Annotated in this window: 20 protein-coding genes; 4 read left to right on the top strand and 16 right to left on the bottom strand. The window is 67.4% G+C overall.

Going from position 1 to position 20,174, the window contains the following annotated elements; translation table 11 throughout:
- Nucleotides 1–9: 9 nt before the first annotated feature.
- From ACFQQC_RS05580 to ACFQQC_RS05570, 3 genes are all read right to left on the bottom strand, one after another.
- Nucleotides 10–768 carry an SDR family oxidoreductase gene (locus ACFQQC_RS05580; protein WP_376860483.1) on the bottom strand — a complete coding sequence of 253 codons (759 nt, stop codon included), beginning with the start codon at nucleotides 766–768 and terminating at the stop codon, nucleotides 10–12.
- 9 nt (nucleotides 769–777) lie between these two features.
- Nucleotides 778–1,311 (bottom strand): nuclear transport factor 2 family protein, encoded by a 534-nt coding sequence (locus ACFQQC_RS05575; protein ID WP_376860482.1) that lies wholly within the window; start codon nucleotides 1,309–1,311, stop codon nucleotides 778–780.
- A gap of 77 nt (nucleotides 1,312–1,388) precedes the next feature.
- The gene (locus tag ACFQQC_RS05570; RefSeq protein WP_376860480.1) at nucleotides 1,389–2,411 is read right to left on the bottom strand and encodes a hypothetical protein; all 1,023 of its coding nucleotides are present in this window, start codon (nucleotides 2,409–2,411) and stop codon (nucleotides 1,389–1,391) included.
- 133 nt (nucleotides 2,412–2,544) lie between these two features.
- On the opposite strand from ACFQQC_RS05570, the gene ACFQQC_RS05565 reads away from it, so the two are divergent.
- The 3 genes from ACFQQC_RS05565 to ACFQQC_RS05555 all read left to right on the top strand — a co-directional run bounded on the left by ACFQQC_RS05565 (nucleotide 2,545) and on the right by ACFQQC_RS05555 (nucleotide 5,212).
- Nucleotides 2,545–3,510 (top strand): SDR family NAD(P)-dependent oxidoreductase, encoded by a 966-nt coding sequence (locus tag ACFQQC_RS05565; RefSeq protein WP_376860478.1) that lies wholly within the window; start codon nucleotides 2,545–2,547, stop codon nucleotides 3,508–3,510.
- Nucleotides 3,511–3,551: 41 nt separating this feature from the next.
- Complete coding sequence (locus ACFQQC_RS05560) at nucleotides 3,552–4,706, top strand: DNA cytosine methyltransferase (RefSeq protein WP_376860476.1); 1,155 nt, start codon at nucleotides 3,552–3,554, stop codon at nucleotides 4,704–4,706.
- Nucleotides 4,707–4,777: 71 nt separating this feature from the next.
- On the top strand, nucleotides 4,778–5,212 hold the full coding sequence (locus ACFQQC_RS05555) for a surface-adhesin E family protein (protein WP_376860474.1): 435 nt from the start codon (nucleotides 4,778–4,780) through the stop codon (nucleotides 5,210–5,212).
- 60 nt (nucleotides 5,213–5,272) lie between these two features.
- On the opposite strand, the gene gyrB is transcribed toward ACFQQC_RS05555, so the two are convergent.
- From gyrB to ACFQQC_RS05495, 12 genes are all read right to left on the bottom strand, one after another.
- On the bottom strand, nucleotides 5,273–7,711 hold the full coding sequence (gyrB, locus tag ACFQQC_RS05550; protein WP_376860472.1) for a DNA topoisomerase (ATP-hydrolyzing) subunit B: 2,439 nt from the start codon (nucleotides 7,709–7,711) through the stop codon (nucleotides 5,273–5,275).
- 131 nt (nucleotides 7,712–7,842) lie between these two features.
- Nucleotides 7,843–8,082: a hypothetical protein gene (locus ACFQQC_RS05545; protein ID WP_376860470.1), complete on the bottom strand. Its 240-nt coding sequence runs from the start codon at nucleotides 8,080–8,082 to the stop codon at nucleotides 7,843–7,845.
- 1,221 nt (nucleotides 8,083–9,303) lie between these two features.
- A complete protein-coding gene (gene recF, locus ACFQQC_RS05540) occupies nucleotides 9,304–10,428 on the bottom strand; it encodes a DNA replication/repair protein RecF (protein WP_376860469.1) in 1,125 nt (374 codons plus the stop codon).
- Between the two features lie 66 nt (nucleotides 10,429–10,494).
- The gene (locus ACFQQC_RS05535) at nucleotides 10,495–10,989 is read right to left on the bottom strand and encodes an STM3941 family protein (RefSeq protein ID WP_376860467.1); all 495 of its coding nucleotides are present in this window, start codon (nucleotides 10,987–10,989) and stop codon (nucleotides 10,495–10,497) included.
- A gap of 61 nt (nucleotides 10,990–11,050) precedes the next feature.
- Nucleotides 11,051–11,584, bottom strand: coding sequence for a hypothetical protein (locus ACFQQC_RS05530; protein WP_376860466.1), 534 nt, complete (start codon nucleotides 11,582–11,584; stop codon nucleotides 11,051–11,053).
- A gap of 65 nt (nucleotides 11,585–11,649) precedes the next feature.
- A complete protein-coding gene (locus ACFQQC_RS05525; protein ID WP_376860464.1) occupies nucleotides 11,650–12,096 on the bottom strand; it encodes a hypothetical protein in 447 nt (148 codons plus the stop codon).
- An 18-nt stretch (nucleotides 12,097–12,114) separates the two neighbouring features.
- Nucleotides 12,115–13,233 carry a DNA polymerase III subunit beta gene (gene dnaN / locus ACFQQC_RS05520; protein ID WP_376860462.1) on the bottom strand — a complete coding sequence of 373 codons (1,119 nt, stop codon included), beginning with the start codon at nucleotides 13,231–13,233 and terminating at the stop codon, nucleotides 12,115–12,117.
- Between the two features lie 117 nt (nucleotides 13,234–13,350).
- Nucleotides 13,351–14,790 carry a chromosomal replication initiator protein DnaA gene (gene dnaA / locus ACFQQC_RS05515; protein WP_376860461.1) on the bottom strand — a complete coding sequence of 480 codons (1,440 nt, stop codon included), beginning with the start codon at nucleotides 14,788–14,790 and terminating at the stop codon, nucleotides 13,351–13,353.
- 447 nt (nucleotides 14,791–15,237) lie between these two features.
- Complete coding sequence (gene rpsT, locus ACFQQC_RS05510) at nucleotides 15,238–15,507, bottom strand: 30S ribosomal protein S20 (RefSeq protein ID WP_376860459.1); 270 nt, start codon at nucleotides 15,505–15,507, stop codon at nucleotides 15,238–15,240.
- Between the two features lie 132 nt (nucleotides 15,508–15,639).
- Nucleotides 15,640–17,544 carry a BCCT family transporter gene (locus ACFQQC_RS05505; RefSeq protein WP_376860457.1) on the bottom strand — a complete coding sequence of 635 codons (1,905 nt, stop codon included), beginning with the start codon at nucleotides 17,542–17,544 and terminating at the stop codon, nucleotides 15,640–15,642.
- A gap of 69 nt (nucleotides 17,545–17,613) precedes the next feature.
- Nucleotides 17,614–18,369 (bottom strand): DUF4241 domain-containing protein, encoded by a 756-nt coding sequence (locus tag ACFQQC_RS05500; RefSeq protein ID WP_376860455.1) that lies wholly within the window; start codon nucleotides 18,367–18,369, stop codon nucleotides 17,614–17,616.
- Nucleotides 18,370–18,411: 42 nt separating this feature from the next.
- The gene (locus ACFQQC_RS05495; RefSeq protein ID WP_376860453.1) at nucleotides 18,412–19,200 is read right to left on the bottom strand and encodes an enoyl-CoA hydratase-related protein; all 789 of its coding nucleotides are present in this window, start codon (nucleotides 19,198–19,200) and stop codon (nucleotides 18,412–18,414) included.
- Between the two features lie 68 nt (nucleotides 19,201–19,268).
- Here ACFQQC_RS05495 and ACFQQC_RS05490 point away from each other — a divergent pair, with 68 nt between their 5' ends.
- On the top strand, nucleotides 19,269–19,700 hold the full coding sequence (locus ACFQQC_RS05490; RefSeq protein WP_376860451.1) for a hypothetical protein: 432 nt from the start codon (nucleotides 19,269–19,271) through the stop codon (nucleotides 19,698–19,700).
- 19 nt (nucleotides 19,701–19,719) lie between these two features.
- Here the strand turns inward: ACFQQC_RS05490 and ACFQQC_RS05485 are convergent, their stop codons facing one another.
- Nucleotides 19,720–20,163, bottom strand: coding sequence for a hypothetical protein (locus tag ACFQQC_RS05485; RefSeq protein ID WP_376860449.1), 444 nt, complete (start codon nucleotides 20,161–20,163; stop codon nucleotides 19,720–19,722).
- Nucleotides 20,164–20,174: the final 11 nt, after the last annotated feature.

Raw genomic sequence — 20,174 nt, 5'->3', positions numbered from 1 at the left:
GTGCGCCGGCTAACGGCCGGTCGTCGGTTCCTTCACGTGGACGGCCTTGGCCATCTGCCGCTCCAGCCCCTTCGGATCGCGGGCCATGGCGGCGCGCATCTCGATGGCGAAGCGGTCGGTGTCGATCTCATCGGTGCCACGCGTGATGCCGCGCATGGCGGCGCGGGCGATGTCCTCGGGCGCCTCCTTGGCCCCCTTCACATGCGAGGCCATGCGGGTGTCGACCGAACCGACGATCAGCGAGGTGACGCTGGTCCCCTGCCCCGCCAGCTCGGCGCGAATGCAGGTTCCGGCGGCGCGCATGGCGAATTTCGACGGGCTGTAACCGCCCATGTTCGGCGCCGCGAGAATGCCGCCGACCGACAGGACATTCAGGATCGCGCCGCCCCCGTTCGCCCTCAGCACAGGAGCGAAGGCCCGGGCCATGGCGAGGGGGCCGAAGTAGTTGACCTCCATCTCCTGACGCGCGGCCGACATGTCGTCCGCCCCGATCAGCAGCTGGTTGTTGAAGGCGCCGGCGTTGTTGATCACGACCGACACGTCCGGGCAGGCGGCCGCCGCGGCGGCGATCTGGCCGTGGTCGGTCACGTCCAGCGCAATCGCCTGGACCTTGCCGGGGAACTCATCCTCAAGATGCTTCGCGGACACCGGATCGCGGGCGCCGGCGTAGACCTTGGCCGCCCCCTCCTGCATCAGCACGCGAACAAAAGCCTCGCCGATCCCGCGATTGGCGCCGGTGACGATGGCGACGCAGCCCTGAATCTCCATGACCGGGCCTCAGGCGGCGGCGGTGTAGAGGATGTCGTCGGGCTTCTTGGCCCCGCGACGCAGTTGGGTCGGATCGTTGGTGATCGCCCCCCGCGCCCAGGTCTCCGAAATCTCGTGTTCCTCGTTCCACTCCCAGCACATGGTGCGGCGAAGGATGCGCCACTCGTCGCCGCGCTTTTCCATCTGGTCGACGCAGCGGGCCAGGGTGCGGGTGTCGAACCACTCGCCCTTCACCTTCAGGCGCGAGGCGGTGAGGATGTAGCATTCGGCCAGGGCCGAGGTTGGGCCCTTCAGCTCAATGACCATGTTCATGGCCAGGTGGTTCATCAGCCCGGCCTTGGGCAGACGTTCCTTGACGACGGCGACCCACTCGCTGGCCGGGCCGTTGAAGGTGCCTCCGTGATCCTCCCAGCCGTCCGGCCAGTAGGCGCGCTCGACCAGCGCCTCATCACCGCGATCACAGCCCCGGAGGAAGAGCAGCAGCACCTCCTCGATCGCCTTCTTGTCCAGAAGCGCCTGCACCTCGGGATCGCGGTCAGCCATGGTCGTTTCCTCGGTTTGTTATTTTTAGTCTCTGATTGAAAGTGACATGACTTTTGTTAGCGGGCAACCCGGTCAGGTCACAGGCGGAGCAGGCCCGGGGGCGCCGCAACCACCTTCGGAATGGCGTCCAGCACCATGGCGGCGACCGCGAACTGCTCCGGTTTGGTCCGTACGCCTTCGGGCGCCGTATCGACCAGATCCATGGCGATGGTCAGCCCCGGAAGGCCCTCGACCTCAATCTGCCAGTGCGGTTTGCCGGCGAAGGCCGCGTCTGTCGGGTCCATGATCCAGTTGACCTCATGGGTGATGCGCCGCACGCCGTCCGCAATCCCGTGCACCCGCCAGGTGGTGGCCGCGACCGTGCCTTGCGGGATGGTTCCGGCGGCGACGCTCAGATCACGGTCAGCCAGCCGCAGTTGGTGGTCGGATTCATAGCCGTCCAGCGGCAGACCGATCCTCCGCGCCAGACCCTCAACGCTTTGGGCGAACATGCTGTCGAAGGTGCGCGCCAGCGGTCCGGCGACCAGATCAACCGTCGCCGGATCGGCGCCGAAGCCGAGGGCGCCGAACACATAATCGGGGTTCGGAACCGTCGTGCAGTCAATGATTTCGCGGGTCGCGACATTGCTGTGCGACAGGCACAGGGCCACCGCATTGGCCGCCATCCGTTCGGCCACCCAGCCAGGATTGACCCCGGTTCCGGCCAGGGTCGCACCGCCCTTCAGGGCGCTGCCTTCCAGCGTCGCGGCGTGCTCCACGCCGAGCGCCCGGGGCTCGAAGTAGTTGTTGATCGAGATGACGTTCTTGCCCGACTCCAGCAACCGTCGGACGTCGGCGTCGTGACCGTCGTAGGGGTCTGACAGCATGGGGCAGTGCAGGACCACGTCCGCCTCCAGCGCCAGGATGTCGTCAAGGCTGCGGGTCGCCAGAACACCCGTCGGGTCCCGCCGCGCGATCTCGCCCGCATCCTTCCCCGCCTTGGCCGCGCCGTAGACGAACAGGCCGACCAGTTCGAAGCGGGGATCGTCAATCACGGCCCGCAGACAGGTCTTGCCCATCGAGCCGGTCGCCCACTGGATCACGCGGATCGGTCTGGTCATAAGGGCGGCTTCCGTGACTTTCGATATCGAACCGATACGCCGTTAGTCCAGAAACGCAAGCCGGTTGCCAAGCGCCGCGAGTTATTTAGTATGTTTATGAAAGTGACGCTTGGAGCGTCGGGGAGACTAACCGATGGCTGAACCTCCGTTCCTGCAAGCTCTTATGAAATCTATGAATTTCTACGGCCGCTTTGCGCCGTCGTTTACGCGCGTCGGCTATATCGCCCGCGGCCTGCCGTTCAGGCCGGTGCGCGCGGACTATTCCGGACAGACCTGGTTGATCACCGGCGCGACCGGCGGCCTGGGCCGCGCTGCCGCCCTGCGAGGCGTGCGCAAGGGCGCGACGGTTTACGCCGTCGGCCGCAACCCGACCGCACTCGACTCGCTGCAGAGCGCCGCCGCCAATCTGCCGGGGCGGATCGTGCCGGTGATCTGCGACCTGTCCTCGATGCGGATGGTCTCCGACCTGACCCGACGGCCCGAGATCGCCGGCCAGACCTTCGACGTTCTGGTCAACAATGTCGGCCTGCTGATGCGGTCATACGAGCCGACGGCTGAGGGTCTTGAGACCTCCTACGCCACCAACCTGCTGGGCCACTACATCCTGACGGAGCAGCTCCATTCGGAGGGGCGGCTGGCGCCCGGCGCGGCGGTGATCAATGTCGTCTCGGGCGGGCTCTACAACCTGCCGCTGACCAAATCGATGCTGAATATCCCCGAGGAAAAGTTCAACGGCTTCGCCGCCTACGCCGCGCACAAGCGGGCGCAGCTGGCGCTGGCCGAGCACTGGCGGGAGACCTTCGCGGACGTTGGGGCGAAGACCTATGCGGTGCATCCGGGCTGGGCCGACACGGCGGGGGTGAAGACCTCCCTGCCCAAATTCCGCAAGATCCTGGCTCCCATCCTGCGCAACGATGACGAAGGCGCCGACACGATCGACTGGCTGGCGGCGACCCGGCCGACAGAGGTGGTCGACCAGATCTGGTTCGACCGGAAGCCCCGGACGGCCCATGCCTATCCGCACACGCGCAATCCGAGGACGCAGATCAGCGACGTCGTGGCCTTCCTCGAGCGGGACCGGCAGGCGCTGGTGGGCTGACCCATGGACCGGGCGCCTCCAAGGCTCCATGCTCGGCGGCGATGGTCGAATCGTCCCCCTTCGAGGCGTATGAGTTCTTCGCCGGCGGCGGCATGCTGCGGGCGGGGCTGGGCGATGGCTGGACCTGCACCTTCGCCAATGACATCGATCCGCAGAAGGCCGCCTTCTATCGCGCCAACTGGGGCGGTGAGGAACTGGCGGTCGGCGACATCGGCGCCCTGACGCCCGCCGACCTGCCCGGGCAGGCCGATCTGATGTGGGGCTCCTTCCCGTGTCAGGACCTGTCGCTGGCGGGGAACGGCAAGGGACTGGGCGGCGCCCGGTCCGGCATGTTCCACGTCTTCTGGGATCTGGCGCGAGGGCTGGCCCGGGAAGGGCGCGCGCCCCGGATCGTGGCCATCGAGAATGTCTGCGGGGCCCTGACCTCGCGCGGCGGGCGGGACTTCGAGATTCTGTGCCGGACGTGGGACGAGGCCGGGTACGCCGTCGGGGCGCTGGTGATCAACGCCGACCGGTTCGTGCCGCAGTCCCGGCCGCGGCTGTTCGTGGTCGGGGTTCGCGGCGATGTCGAGATCGATCCGGGCCTTCTGGCGAGCGGGCCCGAGGCGGCCTTCCATCCGGCCAATCTGCGACGGGCGGTGGAGCGGCTGCCGGAGGATCTGCGCCGGCGGATGCTGTGGTGGCGACTGCCCGAGCCGGACGCGGAACCCGTCGACCTGGCCTCGGTGACCGAGGCGGACGGGCCGCATCTGGAGTGGCACAATCAGGCGCAGACGGCGCGGCTGCTGGAGCTGATGTCGCCGATCAATCGGGCCAAGGTCGAGGCGGCGAGGGCGTCGGGGACGCGGCAGGTCGGGGCGCTGTTCCGACGGACGCGAACGGATGCGGAAGGTCGCAAGATGCAGCGGGCCGAGGTGCGTTTCGACCGGGCGGGCTGTCTGCGGACGCCGGGCGGAGGCTCGAGCCGCCAGACGCTGGTGGTGGTCGAGCATGGGCGGGTGCGGTCGCGGCTGATGACGGCGCGGGAGACGGCCCGGCTGATGGGGCTGCCGGACGCCTATCGCCTGCCGGGGTCGTACAGCGCCGCGTGCAAGCTGACCGGCGACGGCGTCGCGGCGCCGGTGGTGCGGCATCTGGCGAAGTGGCTGTTCGAGCCGCTGGCGGCGACGGCGATCCGGACGTCGGAAGCCGCCTGAGCGGTCCGACCGCTTGCCAAATCCTCTGTTCGGGTTTCATCTTCGGGGGCAGAACCTGGGGAGGTGCTCTGATGAAATTCCTGCTTTTGACCGCGACCGCTCTGATGGTCGTGACGACGCCCGCCGCGGCGGAGACCTGGAACCCGTTTTCCCGCAGCACGGCGCGGATCTATCTGGCGGACACGGACAGTATTTCGACCAGCGGGGCGATCACCACGATCCGCCTGGCCTCGGTGCCGACCGGTACGCCGGCGGGCGATCTGAGCCATACGCGGGAGACCTACCAGTTCGACTGCGCGGGCCGGAAGTGGCGGACCGCCGGATCGACGGAGTACAACGCCGAAGGCGCCGAGGATGGAGCCTATCCGGAAGAGGACGGCGCGTGGGAGCCCCTGCGGCCGAGCACCTTGCCGGACTACCTGAAACAGCAGGCGTGCGACGGGTCTCGCTCCACCTCAGCGACCTATCCCACCATCCGCGCCTTCATCGAGGCCGGTCGCCCCTGACACGGGACGGCGCCAGACAAGGGAAGGCCCGGATGGAGCGATCCATCCGGGCCTTTGTCGTTACGCGTCGACGGCGGCGTCCAGGGCGTTTTCCTGGATGAACTCGCGGCGGGGTTCGACCACATCGCCCATCAGCTTGGCGAACAGGTCGGAGGCGTCCTCCTCATGCTCGACGTTCACCTGCAGCAGAGTGCGGGCGTTGACGTCCAGCGTCGTCTCCCACAGTTGCTCGGGGTTCATCTCGCCCAGACCCTTGTACCGCTGGATGGCCAGGCCCTTCTTGCCCGCGTCGAGGACGGCCTCGAGCAGGTCGAGCGGACCGCGGATGGTCACCGACTTGTCCTTGCGGCGGAAGACGGCGGGCACATCGAACAGGCCTTCGAAGGCGGCGGCGCGCTCGGCCAGACGACGGGCGTCCTGCGAACGGATCAGGGTCTCTTCCAGCACGATTTTCTCGGAGACCGCGCGACGCACACGCTCGAAGGCGATGGCGCCCTGGGCGCCCGGTGCGCCGGACCATGAGCCGTCCCCTTCCTCGGCGAAGAGGTTGAGGCGTTCGGCGGCCTTCGACAGGTCGCCGCCGTCCTCGTTGAAGACGCCGGCCAGCGCGGCCTGCTCGATGGCGAAGGCGGGGGCGCGTTGCGACAGGCGGTCGACGCCCGCCTTGAAGGCCTTGGCCTCGCGCACCAGCGCCTGCAGGTCCAGACCGGTGCGGCGCTCGCCGGACGGCAGGTCCAGTTCAGCTTCGGACGAGCCTTCCTCGATGAGATAGGCGTCCATGTCCGCCTGATCCTTGAGGTAGCGCGACTGCTTGCCCTTGGAGACTTTGTAGAGCGGCGGCTGGGCGATGTAGACGTGGCCGCGCTCGATCAGCTCCGGCATCTGACGATAGAAGAAGGTCAGCAGCAGGGTGCGGATGTGGGCGCCGTCGACGTCGGCGTCGGCCATGAGAATGATCTTGTGGTAGCGCAGCTTGTCGGCGTTGAAGTCGTCGCGGCCGATGCCGGTGCCGAGCGCCAGGATCAGGGTGCCGATCAGGTCCGACGAGAGCATGCGGTCGAAGCGGGCGCGCTCGACGTTCAGGATCTTGCCGCGCAGGGGCAGGACGGCCTGGTTCTCGCGGTTGCGGGCCTGTTTGGCCGAGCCGCCTGCGGAGTCACCCTCGACGATGAACAGTTCGGACTTGGCCGGATCGCGTTCCTGACAGTCGGCCAGCTTGCCGGGCAGGGACGAGATTTCCATGGCCGTCTTGCGGCGCGTCAGGTCGCGGGCCTTGCGCGCGGCCTCACGGGCGGCGGCGGCCTCGATGATCTTGGCGACGATCATCTTCGCCTCGACCGGATGCTCCTCGAACCAGGTGGCGAGGCCTTCCTGACAGAGGTTTTCGACCGCCGGCCGGACTTCGGACGAGACCAGCTTGTCCTTGGTCTGCGAGCTGAATTTCGGATCCGGCACCTTGACCGACAGGACGCAGGTCAGGCCTTCGCGGGCGTCCTCGCCCGAGACGGAGACCTTCTCCTTCTTGGCGGCGCCGGCGCTTTCGATATAGCCGCCCATGACGCGGGTCAGGGCCGCGCGGAAGGCCGACAGGTGGGTGCCCCCATCCCGCTGCGGGATGTTGTTGGTGAAGCACAGCATGGTCTCGTGGTAGCTGTCGTTCCACCACAGGGCGAGGTCCAGCTCGATGCCGTCCTTCCTTCCACGGACGGTGATGACGTCCTTCAGCAGGGGCGACTTGGACTTGTCGAGGTGACGCACGAAGGCTTCGACGCCGCCCTCGTAGTGGAGGATTTCCTCGAACGGCTCGGCGTGACGGTCGTCGCGCAGCTTGATGACCACGCCCGAGTTCAGGAAGGCCAGCTCGCGCAGGCGATGCTCCAGCGTCTTCAGGTCGAAGTCGATGTGGCTGAAGGTGGTCAGCGAGGGGAAGAAGGTGACCTGGGTGCCGGTCAGCAGTTCGCCCTTCTTGGAGCCCTCGGTGCGGACCGGGGCGTCGCCGGTGACGGCCAGGCTGACGACGGCGTCGCCGCGCTCGAAGCGCATCTCGTGGCGTTTGCCGTCGCGGAAGATGACCAGTTTCAGCCAGTCCGACAGGGCATTCACGACCGAGACGCCGACGCCGTGCAGACCGCCGGAGACCTTGTAGGAGTTCTGGTCGAACTTACCGCCCGCATGCAGCTGGGTCATGATGACCTCGGCCGCCGAGACGCCTTCCTCGGCGTGGATGGCGGTGGGGATGCCGCGGCCGTTGTCGGTCACGGTGACCGAACCGTCGGCGTTCAGGATGACCTCGACCAGATCGGCGTGACCGGCCAGGGCCTCGTCGATCGCGTTGTCGACGACTTCATAGACCATGTGGTGCAGACCCGAGCCGTCGTCGGTGTCGCCGATGTACATGCCGGGGCGTTTGCGGACGGCATCCAGGCCCTTGAGAACCTTGATGGAGTCGGCGCCGTATTCGGCCGGGGCGACAGCGTCGTCGGGGGTCTGATCGGTCATCAAATCGGTCGGTGAAGCGGCCCCGCGAAGGGCCCGGAAAACGGCGCGAATCTGGCCCGCGCCGGAAGGCTCAGAATATAGGAATTATGACGGGAATTGCGAGCTTTCAGGGGCGATTCCGGTGGGGGGCTTCAGGGGGTGTCGACGAGGTCGAAGCCCGCCTCCTGATCCTCGAGCAGAAACAGGGCTGGGGAGACGATGAAGTCCCGCATCGGAAGGCGTCCGCCGTCCAGGATCATGCCCTGAAAACAGGCCTCGCGCAGACTGCGCGGCTCGTATTCGCCGCGCGCGATGCCTTCGAGGCGGAGCCGCTGGACGGCCATGAGCATGGCGTTGCGACGGCGGAGGCGGGAGGGGTGACGGGGGATCATGGGCGGGGGTTCCTTTTTGGTTATCCCTCTCCCTTGGGAGGGGGCGTGGGACGACGGTTGGGGTAGGTCTGATGGGCTTGTGATGCGGCAGGCAGTGTTGGTTCATCACCAAGGACACCAAGGAAGGAATAGCCACGAAGGACACCAAGGGTGTGGAGGGTCTTTCGGGTGGCGCCGCCTTTCGTTCTGGCGGATCAAAATTGATCGCGAAGCGATCCTTCGGCTTCGCTGACGGTGGTGGGCTGGCCGACCATCGCGCACCGGCCTCTTGGTGTCCTTTGTGCCTCCCTTGGTGTCCTTGGTGATGAACCTCCACTCCCGACCTTCAGGCACGACTCTTCGCCGCTTCGCACCGAAGCGGTGATGGGAAGGGCGCGGGACGCCGGGCCTCGCCCGGTGTGTGATTTAGTTTTACCGTTTCGACGAGATCGACATCCCGCGTCGCCGTTTTCCACACGTCCCTCCGGCTGGCGGCCTTTTGCTTAGGGCCTTGCCGGATCATCCGCCGACGCCATTGCTGACGCCGACGCGGGGCGGACGTAACGAACGGATCGTCATCGGCCCGCGCCTCAGAACGCGCGGCGAGCAGGCGGACAGGATCCATCCCCGTCCTCAAGGCCCCCTGCACTCTCCATCGCGCAGGCTTCATCGCTCGGCCACAGCCCGCCGTCGTCGAGAAGCGTGGATCCGACGCCCTCCCCATCGACGGGATGCGCATAGTGTGGGGGTGGGGCTACCTCAGGCGGGCTCAGGTCGATCGATTTCTGAAAGGACGAGCGAGTTCAGAGGGTTGGGCCCGGAGAAAGCGCGGGTTCAACATGAACTCTCGCGTATTTCTGGAGGACGGATCCCGGGGGCCAGGTCTGATGGGCCGGTGAAGCCGCGGGGAGTGCGGGTTCACACAAAGGCCACCAAGGAAGGAAGCCACGAAGGACACCAAGGGTGCGGAGGGTCTTTCGGGCGGCGGCGCTCTTCGCCTTGGCAGATCAAAATTGATCGCGAAGCGATCCTTCGGCCTTGAAGACACAGCGTCATCACAAGCCGGCTATGCACCGGCCCCTTCGTGTCCTTGGTGACTTTTCCTTCCTTGGTGGCCCTTGTGTGAACCTTGGCTGCCAGCCGGTTCACGCCGCCCGCCCGCCGACCCTCACCCTTGAGCGCAAGAACGACGGCTGCGCCGCCGTGCGCTCAAGCCCTCTCCCATCGGGAGAGGGGATCGGATTAGCCGAAGCCGCCGTCGGCCACCCGCACGAATTGCGCACGGCCTTGCAGCGGGGCGAACAGGTCCGCTTCGGTGCCGGTCATGAAGGCCTGCAGGCCCAGGGCCTCGATCTCGTCGAAGAGGGCGGCGCGGCGGGCCGTGTCGAGGTGGGCGGGGGCTTCGTCGAGGAGGAGGATGGGGGCCGCGGCCTGACCCGACAGGCGGGTGATCTGGGCGAGGATGAGGTTGAGGACCAGCGCCTTCTGCTCGCCCGAGGAGCCCTCGGCGGCGGGGCGGTTCTTCTCGCGGTGCAGGGCCGTCAGGTCGGAGCGGTGGGGGCCGTAGAGGGACCGGCCGGCGGCGGCGTCGCGGGCGCGGGAGCGGACCATGCCGTCGCGGATGACGGCGGCGATGGCGTCGGCGTCGGCGCCCTCGGCGGCCAGGGTCTCGGCCTCGCCGGTCAGGCCGAGGTCGGCCTGGGGGAAGGGGCGGTCGTTGCGGGCGTCGATGGCGGTCTGAAGCGTCTTCAGGGCGGCGGCGCGGGCCGTGGCGGCGGCGGCGCCCGCCTCACCCAGACGGACCTCCAGCGCGTCCAGCCAGAGCGGATCGGCGGGACGCCCCTCGGCGCCGTCGGTGAGCAGACGCAGCCGCTCGCGCAGGGCCTTTTCATAGGCCGAGACAGCGGCGGCGTGGTCAGGCCGGTCAGCGAAGACCAGACGGTCGAAGAATTTCAGCCGGGCGGCGCGGGCGTCGGAGAAGAGGCGGTCCTGTTCGGGCGTGGCCCAGACGGGGCGCAGATGGTCGAGCAGACGGCCGGGCTGGGCCGTTTCGCCGTCGATGCGGACGATGCGGCGGGCGGCGCCGGGCGTCTGGACGCCGGTGCCAAGCTTGGTCTCGTCGCCGTCATGGGTGAGAACGGCGGCGACGGCCCAGGCGCGGCCGGTCGCCTCGCCGGGCTCGCGACGGCCCATCTCGGGCGCGGTCGCCCCGCGCAGACCCTTGCCGGGGGTGAAGAGGCTGAGCGCCTCCAGCAGATTGGTCTTCCCCGCCCCGTTCGGCCCGTGCAGCACCACCGACCCGGCCGCGATGGGCAGGGTCGCGCTCGCATAGGAGCGGAAGTCGGTGAGGGTGAGGGCGGTGATCACCAGTGGCGAGTGGCGAGTAGCGAGTGGCGAGTCAATGCGCGAGCCGGACAGCGGCGCATTGTCCGATCAGCTATGCGCCCTGCGCCAGTCTTCGAGAATCCGGGAAACGTAGTCGGGACGCTGCTCAAGGTAAGGCGGAACAATGTTGGTTTCGCTGACGAGGCTTGGCCAAGACCCGCCCCTTCGAGCCCGCTCTTCGCCTGCGGTCGTCAGCATGCAGGACACCATGGTGCTGCTCCAGACCTTAACCACGGAAAACTCTTCAACCTCGGACCATGGAATCAAGGCGCGGGACCACCAGCCCTTCACCTCGAAACCTTCGGAGGAAAGGACTAGCTGAACGGGATTCAGCATCGCCCAGAAGCTGAACGCGGCGCCAAGACCAAAGCCCACCATTGTCAAAAGGCCGATCATGCCATTGAACTCAGCGGAATGGCGTCTGGAGCCTTCAGGATGGAGGAACATCCACGCCCCGATCAGCGCAAAGACGAGCGAAACCACAAAAAGCCGGAAAAGCTTCGCGGGGTCCTGGCGCAGGATGAAGGTGTCAGGAGCAGTCATCCGGACTTCGTCCTTTAAGATACAGGCTTGCCGACCCTCGCCGGGATGAGCGGGAACACCGTTACACCATCGCGCTCGCGGCCGCGCCAGCTTTACTGTAACGCAACCGCCACGCCTCCATCAGGGCCGCGAGAGGTTCGGGGGCCATGCCGAGGTTGCGGGGCAGGTTGCCGTCGAGGGGGACGCCGCCCTTGCGGTTGAGGGCCGCCACCATGCCGACAGCGGAGGGGGCGTCGTCCTTCAGTCGCCAGGCGGCGTGGGGCGCGACGCCGCCGTGGCCGTCAAGGTCGCGGTCCTCGCCGTAGACGAAGAAGCGCTCGACCTCGCTCCACGGGATGGAGACGCCGATCAGGCCTGTGAGGCGGAAACCCTCCGGCGTCAGGATCAGGCGCGGCGGGAAGCGCAGCTGAAGCGCCAGCAGGATCAGACCGAGCCCGAGCACGGCGATGCCGAGGGTGCTCCAGACCTTGAGGTCGGCGTTTTCAGGCTGATCGACGAACCAGAGGCCGAGGGCGAGCCCCACGCCGCAACCGACCATGGCCAGAAGGATGTTCCGGCGCGGAGTGGTGAGGGTCAGGGTTTCACGGGATGTCATCTGGCCTCCGATCAGGCGGTTCAAGACTGCGGCTGCTCCCGCCCCGCAAATCCTGAAGAGCCTCCCTAGTAGTGGTCCGGGGGCAGAACCCCGTAGGCTCCAAATGCACCTGTTGCGGGCGTACCGTCCTCGCTCGTGAACTGGCAGGTGACCCTGGCCGGATTGATCGAATAGCTCCAGCGACACTCTCCCGTACCGTCAAGCACGGTGTCGTTGTCGCCACCCGGGCTAACCAGAGTGAGGCGGTCGAGCCGCAGGAGCTGACCCCCGTCGCCAGTCTCCTCATGTCCGGAGAAGCGGATCGCTCCAAACCCCTTCGTGACGGTGAAACCGACACTCCGGCCGCCTGTCGCGTCGTGGCCCAGAAGGACTCCATCACCGCAGTCGGCGGTGATGTCCTGACCTGCAATGGCCAGTGAAATGCATTCGCCTCTGACCGCTGTAGCGGAAACAGGCGCCGGATCTTGAGCGGCTGCCGAGCCTCCAAGAACGCCGAAGGTGAGCGCCGCCATGGCCGCAGTGTGCAACCCCTACACCCGCAGCGGCATCAGCACGTACTGGACGCCCGGGTCGCCCGGATCGAGGACGAGGGTCGGGCTGGCCGGGTCGGCGAATTTGAAGTGGGCGGTCTCGCCGGTGATCTGGCCGGCGACGTCCAGCAGATAGCGGGCGTTGAAGCCGATCTCGAAGGGCTCTTCCGAATAGCCGATCTCGACTTCCTCGACGCCCTGGCCGGCTTCCATGTTGCGGACGGTCAGGGTGACGCGGTCCAGTTCGAAGGCCAGCTTCACCGAACGGCTCTTCTCGGCCGAGATGGTGGCGACGCGGTCGACGGCCTTGGAGAACAGGGCGTTGTCGATGTCGGCCTGCTTGTCATTGCCCTTGGGAATGACGCGCATGTAGTCGGGGAAGGCGCCGTCGATGACCTTGGAGGTCAGGGAGGCCTCGCCGAACTCGAAGCGGATCTTCTGCGGGCTGACCATGACCTCGACCATGCCGGCGCCGTCATCCAGCAGGCGACGGACCTGATCGACGGTCTTGCGCGGGACGATGACGCCCGGGCCGCCGGCGGCGCCCTCGGGGGCCGGGGTCTCGGCCAGGGCCAGGCGGTGGCCGTCGGTGGCCACGGCGCGCAGCAGCGGAATGCCGCCCTCGGCCACCGTGTGCAGGTACAGGCCGTTCAGATAGTAGCGGGTCTCTTCGGTCGAGACGGCGAAGCGGGTCTTGTCGATCAGCCGGGCCAGGTCTTCCTTGGCCAGGGTGTAGCGCGAGCCCGAGGTCTCGGTCGACATGACCGGGAAGTCGCCGGCCGGCAGAACCGGCAGGTTGAATTTCGAGCGGCCGGCCTGGACCAGCAGGCGGGGGTCGTCGCCCGAATAGGACAGGGACACCTCGGCGCCGTCCGGCAGCTTGCGAACGATTTCGTACAGGGTGTGGGCAGGGGCGGTGATCTGGCCCTCGACGTTCACCACGGCCTCGGCCTCGTCGACCATCTCCATGTCGAGGTCGGTGGCGGCGAAGCTGAGCTTGTCGCGGCCCGCCGACAGCAGAACGTTGGACAGGATCGGAATGGTGTTCCGCCGCTCGACGACGCTCTGGACGTGCCCGAGGGCCTTCAGAAGCGCGGATCGTTCGATGGTCAGTTGCATGTCGTCTCGCCCCGCGGCGACTCACCGAGAGCCGCCGGTAAACTATGGGACAGGGACACTAGCGGATTGGGCCGCTGGAGCAACGGGGGAGGCTGAAACCCTCCCCGCTGTCCACAGTCAGCCGCGCAGCTTCCGCGTCAGGGCCTCGACGTCGCGGGCGATCTGTTCGTCCTGGGCGATCAGCTCCTCGATCTTGCGCACGCCGTGCAGGACCGTGGTGTGGTCGCGCCCGCCGAAGCGGCGGCCGATGTCCGGATAGGAGCGGGTCGTGTGCTGCTTGCACAGATACATGGCGATCTGGCGTGGGCGGGCGACCGAACGGGTGCGGCGCTCCGACAGCAGGTCGGCCTGCTTGAGGGTGAAATGTTCAGCGACGGTCTTCTGGATCTCGTCGACGGTGATGCGACGCTCCGGACCGCCGCGCAGGGCCGAGCCGAGCAGGCCTTGCGCCTCGTCGACGGTCAGGGCCGACAGGCGGGTGGCGGCGACGGCCGCCAGGGTGTTCACAGCGCCTTCCAGCTCACGCATCGAGCCGGGGGTGCGGTCCACCAGGTGCTCCAGCACGTCGGGACGGACCTCGCCCGAGACGACGCCCAGTTTGGACAGGGCCTCGATGCGGTTGCGGGCCACGGCCAGCTTGAGCGAGCGGTCGGCCGGCTCGACCGGGCAGGTCAGGCCCGAGGCCAGGTGGCTGCGCAGGCGCGGCTCGACCTCGGTCAGAGCCATCGGCGGCTTGTCGGCCGAGAGGATGATCTTCTTGCCGTCCTCGATCAGGGCGGTGAGCGTCGAGAGCAGCTCTTCCTGGGTCGAGGCCTTGCCGCCGACAAACTGGACGTCGTCGATCAGCAGCATGTCGGCCGAGCGCAGGCTGTCCTTGAAGGCGGCGGTCGAGCGGTCCTGCATGGCGCGCACGAAGGTCGACAGGAAGCGTTCGGCGGTCAGATAGACCACCTTGGCGTCCGGACGCAGGCGCTGGGCTTCCCAGGCGATGGCGTTCAGCAGGTGGGTCTTGCCGTAGCCGTAGGGGCCGCAGAAGAAGATCGGGTTGAAGTGGCCGTCGGCCCAGGCGGCGGCCTGGCGGGCGATGGCCAGGGCGAAGGCGTTGCCCTGCCCTTCCACGAAGCTGTCGAAGGTCAGGCGGTCCTGCAGGCCGGCGGCGCGGACGGCGCGGGCGCCGTCGGCGACCGGGGCGACGGTGGCCATCGGCATCTGCACCACATTGCCGGCGGCGGTCGGGGCGCGACCGGCGGCGACCTGCGAGGCCGGAGCGACCGAGCCCATCTCGGCGCGGCAGCGGACGTCCAGGCGACGGGCCTGCGGGTCGAGGCCCAGCCACAGCTCGTTCATGCGGCGCAGCGCGTTCTTGCGCACCCAGTCGCGGGCATAGGCGGTCGGGGTGACGAGGATCAGCTGGCCCGAGCCGTCCACCCGCACGGCCGACGGCGCGATATAGGAGCTGAACGCCCCCTCGCCGATCTCACCGCGCAGCCGTCCGGCCGCCTCGGTCCAGATATGATCCGGATCCGTCATCCCCGCCATTCTCGCGCTCCCCATCATCGGTCAGCCACCCGCCGCAAAAATCCATCACGCGACGCCCTTCTGAACCGGCTGATGCAGGGACGACTTCTCCTGCCCGGTGCAGCGATGCCGCCGCCCGGAATGGGGTCGTTCTCTCGATCAGACGGCTCACGCCGGTGCAGAACAGGGTTCCGCGCCGTCTTCATCCGTGTGGGGATGGAAGTGCGTCAGCCCCTTGAACTTACGCCCGGCGAAGGGCGGGTCAACGCTGATTCGAGACTCATTTTGCAGTTAAAATTGTTGACTCCCGCAAGTGCCGTCTCCGCCTTGGGAAATCCTGATTTCGCCACTGAGGCGAGCGCCAATTCGCGTCAGGGCAGTTAACAGCACACGCGCAAACGGCGAGGGAGCTTGCGCGCCCTCGCCGTTGAAAACACTGATATTTACTATGACAGGCCTATAAAAGGCCGTCCGGAGCCCGAAAGATCAGGCGGCCGACATCTTCTTCAGCTGCGCGGCCAGGCGCGACACCTTGCGCGAGCCGGTGTTCTTGTGAACGACGCCCTTCGACACGGCGCGCATCAGCTCCGATTGAGCCTCAACGAACGCGGTCTTCGCAGCGCCAGCGTCGCCGCCGGTGACAGCTTCCTGGAACTTGCGCAGGAAGGTGCGGACGCGCGTGCGGCGCGCCTTGTTCACTTCGGTGCGGGCAGCGATCTTGCGGATCGCCTTCTTGGCGCCGGCGTTATTGGCCATCAGTCAAAAACCTATCGAACGGAAAACGCCGCGGAGCTCACGTCCACGGCGTGCGGAAATCTCAAGAGCGCGCGGCTATAGCGGAAAGGGATCGGAGGAGCAAGCAGACTCCGACTCGTTTTGCGTGTCCCCTCATCCCCGCCGCCAGCGTTGCAGATGATCCAGAACATCCTCGACCAGCTGGTCGCGGGTGAAGCCGGTGACGTCCCGGGCGCGGCCGGCGTCGTCCGAGCGCGCCGACAGGCGCCACTCCATAGCGCGACGCCCCTCGGGCGCGTCCAGAGCGCTGAGGGCCGGACGCGGACGGCGAATGGCGGACAGGCGGTAATGGAAGGCCTGCCCCTCGGTGACGTCAACGGTCAGGGAGGCGCCGTCCTCATCGACGGCGACCTCGGCGGCCAGCCCCTCGGCCTGAAGGCCGTCCCGCACGCTCTCCAGAGCCGGCACGCCCGCGCGGGCCAGCTGGCGATCAATCTCCTTGCGGGAGGCGGGGGAAAAGATCCGCTTCAGCTGTTCGGACAGGGGCGGCGCCTCGGTCTCCAGCGTCCGCCCCGACAGGTCGGCGTTCATCTGCCGCACCAGACCGACCGAGATCAGGATCATGATGACGGTGAACGGCAGGGCCGCGACCAGGGTGGCCGCCTGCAGGGCGCCCAGACCGCCGGCGAGCAGAAGCAGGGCCGCGACCAGCCCCAGCATCAGGCACCAGTAGAGCCTCTGCCATTTCGGCGTCTCATCCGCACCGCCCGACGCAATGGTGTCGATGACCAGCGCCCCGGAGTCCGCCGAGGTCACGAAGAAGACGGCGACCAGCATGATGGCCAGGGTCGAGGTGATGGCGGCGCCCGGCAGGTGCTCAAGGAAGTGGAACAGGGCGGTCGACAGGTCGGCGGTGACCGCCTGCGAGATCGCGCCTGCGGCGGCGCCCATGTCGAGGCTGATGGCCGTGTTCCCGAAGACCGTCATCCAGAGGAAGGTGAAGCCGGCCGGGACCAGCAGCACATTGAGGATGAACTCGCGCACCGTCCGGCCGCGCGAGATGCGGGCGATGAACATGCCGACGAAGGGCGACCAGGCGATCCACCAGGCCCAGTAGAAGAGGGTCCAGTCCGCCATCCACGCCCGCGGCTCATAGGCGTACATCAGGAAGCTGCGCTCGAAGAAGTGGTCGAGGTAGAAGCCGAAATTCTGGACCAGGGCCTTGAACAGGAAGCCGGTCGGCCCGACCGCCAGCACGAAGATCATCAGCAGGACGGCGAGCGTCAGGTTCAGTTCGGAGAGGCGGCGCACCCCCTTGCCCACCCCGCTGAGCACCGAGACGGTGGCGGCGGCCATGACCACGGCGATCAGCCCGACCTGGACCCAGGCGTTGTTGGGAATGCCCAGCAGATAGGACAGGCCGCTGTTCATCTGGGACACGCCGAAGCCGAGCGAGGTGGCGATGCCGAAGGCGGTGCCCCAGATGGTGAAGATGTCGACGGCGTCGCCGATTGGCCCGTTCACCCGCTTGCCCAGCAGGGGCGACAGGCCCGAGCGCAGGGTCAGGGGCAGGCCCTTGCGGTGGGCGAAGAAGGCCAGGCTGAGCCCGACCAGGCCATAGATGGCCCAGGCGTGGACGCCGTAGTGGAAGAAGGTGATGCCCATGGCCTCGCGGGCGGCGGCGAAGGTGCCGCCCTGTTCAGCGGGCGGGCTGATGAAATGCTGGATCGGCTCGGCGACCCCGAAATACATCAGGCCGATGCCCATGCCCGCCGCGAACAGCATGGCCAGCCAGGAGATGTAGGGAAAGTCCGGCTCGGCGTCGTCCGGCCCCAGCTTGAGCGATCCGGTCGGTCCGATGGCGAGGATCAGGACCAGCCCCAGGAAGCCCGCGACGGCGGCGATATAGAACCAGCCGAAGGTGTCGATCACCCAGGACTGGGCGGCCTGGAACACCCTGTCGGACGCGCCCGGCGCGAGCAGGGCAAGAATGAGGAGCAGCCCGATAATCAGGCTCGCCCCCCAGAAGACGCGGGGGTTCATCTTGGCTTTGAACATGGCCCCCAAGCGTCGCTTTGGCCGGAGGGTTCCGAAAAAAGGTGGAAAAAGGGCCGAAGAGGGATTCCGCTACTTCGCAGGGGGCGGCAGAGCCACCGCCTCAATCACCGCGAAATCCGTGACCAGGGCGGCAGGCCTCCCCGCGGCGTCATAACCGATCCAGGTTGTGTAGAAGCCGTCCCCCCAGCCGGACGAGAACATGGCGGCGCCGCGCCCCTCATACTCCTCGATCAGGATGAAGCCGTAGGGGATGCCCAACTCGGGTCCCAGCGCTTCACCCCGATCCTGCCAGCCCTGCGACACCACCTCGTAGAAATCGACCTGATCCGGTGGATAGCGCCGTTCCAGCCAAGCGGGCAGGCCGGCGTCAACGAAGGCGCCCGTGCCTGCATCGACGCCATAGCCGAAGGTCTCGTCACCCTTCAGCGTCGACACATCCTGCCCGGCGGTGACGCCCATAGACCAGCGCGTCACCGGTTCACTGGAGATCACCAAGCGTGCGAGGGCGACCCGTTGGCCGCCCGCGCCAGTATCCGCCACCGCCACATCGACCGGATAGCGACCGGGCGGGACGGCGACGGTCAGGGGCGCGTCCCGCGTCGACATCAGGAAGGGATCGGCGACGATCACCTGACCGCTGGGGATCGCGACCTCCCCGATCCGAAGGGTGCGGACCGGGTAACGCTCACCCTCCGCCTGCCCGACGAAGCCCTCCGTGAAGGCGCCGGTCAGGACCTCCGGGCGCGGCGTGACGCCGCCAGGCTCAGCGGGCGCACAACCGGCGCCGAGAACGGCGGCGACGATGGCGGCAAGATGACGGAGCATCGATGGCCTCCTCTGCCTGGAGCGGTCCAGAAGCCCGCGCGGCTACTGCCCCGTGAAGTTGGGTTTCCGCTTCTCGACAAACGCCGCCATGCCTTCCTTCTGGTCGTCGAAGGCGAAGAGGCTGTGGAACAGGCGGCGCTCGAACTGGACGCCCTGGGTCAGGGTCGTCTCCAGCGCGGCGTTGACCATTTCCTTGTTGGCCATGACGGCCAGCGGGCTCTGCGAGGCGATCTTCGCGGCGATCTTGCGGGTCTCGGCCAGCAGGTCGTCGTGGGGGAAGACGCGCGACGCCAGGCCGGCGCGCTCGGCCTCGGCGGCGTCCATCATGCGGGCGGTCAGGACCATGTCCATGGCCTTGGACTTGCCGACCAGACGGGTCAGGCGCTGGGAGCCGCCGATGCCCGGGGCGACGCCGAGGTTGATCTCGGGCTGGCCGAATTTCGCCTTGTCGCTGGCGATGATGAAGTCGCACAGCATGGCCAGCTCGCAGCCGCCGCCGAGCGCGAAGCCGTTGACCGCGGCGATGATCGGCTTGCGGAAGCGGGTGACGCGGTCGTGGCCCAGGGCGAAGAAATTGCCCTTGTACATCTGGGCGTAGGACTGGTCCGACATCTCCTTGATGTCGGCGCCGGCGGCGAAGGCCTTGTCGCCCGAACCGGTCAGGATCAGGCAGCGGACGCTGTCGTCATGCTCGACCGCATCGAGGAAGTCGGCGAGGTCCTTGAACAGGGCCGAGTTGAGGGCGTTCAGCGCCTCGGGCCGGTTCAGGGTGACCACCGCATAGCCGTCGTCATGACGCTCGATCAGGAGGTTGGCGTAGGTGTCGGACATGGTTCACTCTCCGGTGTTCGCGGCTGTCTTACAAACCCGGCCACGAGAACGATAGCCACGGTGACGCGATGTACGGCCCGGAAGACCTTGAGATCGTCACCAATGACCTGTCGAGGGTTCGCAAGCTGGCCCACCTACTGTTCCCGGGCAGCGTCGCCAACACGGCCGAACTGGTCGGGATGCTCGTTCAGGAGATCGTACGGTACGGCTTCTCGCCGTTCGAGGTGGTGCGCGACGGGGACGTCATCCGCATCTGCGCCGCGAAGGACTGGATGACGGTCGGAATGCCGGTCGGCGAGCTGTTCGAGCGTCTTCACGTCCCGACGGATCGCGGACCCAACGCCCATCGGCTGGAAGCTCTGGTGGCCGCGTTCAGCCCCGCTTGGGCGACGACCGGTGAGGCGGGGCAGGCCTCCGGTCCGGCTGATCCGGAGTTGTCACGGGCTCTGGCCGAGGCGGACGCGAAATGGCGCCGGGTGCTGGTCTGGAAGGCGTTCTGACAACTGGCGCCGCCGGACCTCAGCGTCTGGGAAGGAGTGCGAGCGTAAGGGCCGCACGGGCCAGTTCCGCGATCACCACCATGGCCAGCAAGATATTGGCGGCGATGACCGGCGTGGACTCTGACAGGCTGATCAGCGTCCAGCCGAAAAGGGACGAGACCGACAGCAGGAGGGCCGCGCCGAGGATCATGGCGATCAGCAGCATAAGAGCGACATGGCTGGCCTTGAGCGCCGCCTGCAGGGTCGGGCCTTCATCCAGCGCGCGGGTTCGACGGCGGAAGAGCCAACCGATCAGACCCGTCGCGACGGTCTCGGCGATGACGGTGATCGCGAGGGCGCCGAGGAACCACCAGACCAGCCCACCCGTCGCCTCGCCCCGGAGCGACTGGATGAAGTGGACGAAATAGGCGCCCCAGACGAGGACGCCGACGATCAGGCTGATCCAGAGGTGGGTCTTGCGCATGTGGAGGAGGT

The sequence above is a fragment of the Brevundimonas sp. GCM10030266 genome, assembly GCF_042666595.1.
In the GTDB taxonomy this organism is placed as follows: Bacteria; Pseudomonadota; Alphaproteobacteria; order Caulobacterales; family Caulobacteraceae; genus Brevundimonas.
This window is presented reverse-complemented; position numbering and strand designations above follow the sequence as displayed.

Bases quoted from the DNA above. Each gene is read 5' to 3' on its own strand.
- ACFQQC_RS05545 (WP_376860470.1), bottom strand. From the start codon at position 8,082: ATGATCCCCCGTCACCCCTCCCGCCTCCGCCGTCGCAACGCCATGCTC.
- ACFQQC_RS05570 (WP_376860480.1), bottom strand. From the start codon at position 2,411: ATGACCAGACCGATCCGCGTGATCCAGTGGGCGACCGGCTCGATGGGC.
- ACFQQC_RS05535 (WP_376860467.1), bottom strand. From the start codon at position 10,989: ATGACTGCTCCTGACACCTTCATCCTGCGCCAGGACCCCGCGAAGCTT.
- ACFQQC_RS05500 (WP_376860455.1), bottom strand. From the start codon at position 18,369: ATGCTCCGTCATCTTGCCGCCATCGTCGCCGCCGTTCTCGGCGCCGGT.
- ACFQQC_RS05495 (WP_376860453.1), bottom strand. From the start codon at position 19,200: ATGTCCGACACCTACGCCAACCTCCTGATCGAGCGTCATGACGACGGC.
- ACFQQC_RS05490 (WP_376860451.1), top strand. From the start codon at position 19,269: ATGTACGGCCCGGAAGACCTTGAGATCGTCACCAATGACCTGTCGAGG.
- ACFQQC_RS05485 (WP_376860449.1), bottom strand. From the start codon at position 20,163: ATGCGCAAGACCCACCTCTGGATCAGCCTGATCGTCGGCGTCCTCGTC.
- gyrB (WP_376860472.1), bottom strand. From the start codon at position 7,711: ATGACCGATCAGACCCCCGACGACGCTGTCGCCCCGGCCGAATACGGC.
- ACFQQC_RS05560 (WP_376860476.1), top strand. From the start codon at position 3,552: ATGGTCGAATCGTCCCCCTTCGAGGCGTATGAGTTCTTCGCCGGCGGC.
- ACFQQC_RS05580 (WP_376860483.1), bottom strand. From the start codon at position 768: ATGGAGATTCAGGGCTGCGTCGCCATCGTCACCGGCGCCAATCGCGGG.
- dnaN (WP_376860462.1), bottom strand. From the start codon at position 13,233: ATGCAACTGACCATCGAACGATCCGCGCTTCTGAAGGCCCTCGGGCAC.
- ACFQQC_RS05565 (WP_376860478.1), top strand. From the start codon at position 2,545: ATGGCTGAACCTCCGTTCCTGCAAGCTCTTATGAAATCTATGAATTTC.
- ACFQQC_RS05505 (WP_376860457.1), bottom strand. From the start codon at position 17,544: ATGTTCAAAGCCAAGATGAACCCCCGCGTCTTCTGGGGGGCGAGCCTG.
- rpsT (WP_376860459.1), bottom strand. From the start codon at position 15,507: ATGGCCAATAACGCCGGCGCCAAGAAGGCGATCCGCAAGATCGCTGCC.
- ACFQQC_RS05530 (WP_376860466.1), bottom strand. From the start codon at position 11,584: ATGACATCCCGTGAAACCCTGACCCTCACCACTCCGCGCCGGAACATC.
- ACFQQC_RS05575 (WP_376860482.1), bottom strand. From the start codon at position 1,311: ATGGCTGACCGCGATCCCGAGGTGCAGGCGCTTCTGGACAAGAAGGCG.
- ACFQQC_RS05525 (WP_376860464.1), bottom strand. From the start codon at position 12,096: ATGGCGGCGCTCACCTTCGGCGTTCTTGGAGGCTCGGCAGCCGCTCAA.
- dnaA (WP_376860461.1), bottom strand. From the start codon at position 14,790: ATGATGGGGAGCGCGAGAATGGCGGGGATGACGGATCCGGATCATATC.
- ACFQQC_RS05555 (WP_376860474.1), top strand. From the start codon at position 4,778: ATGAAATTCCTGCTTTTGACCGCGACCGCTCTGATGGTCGTGACGACG.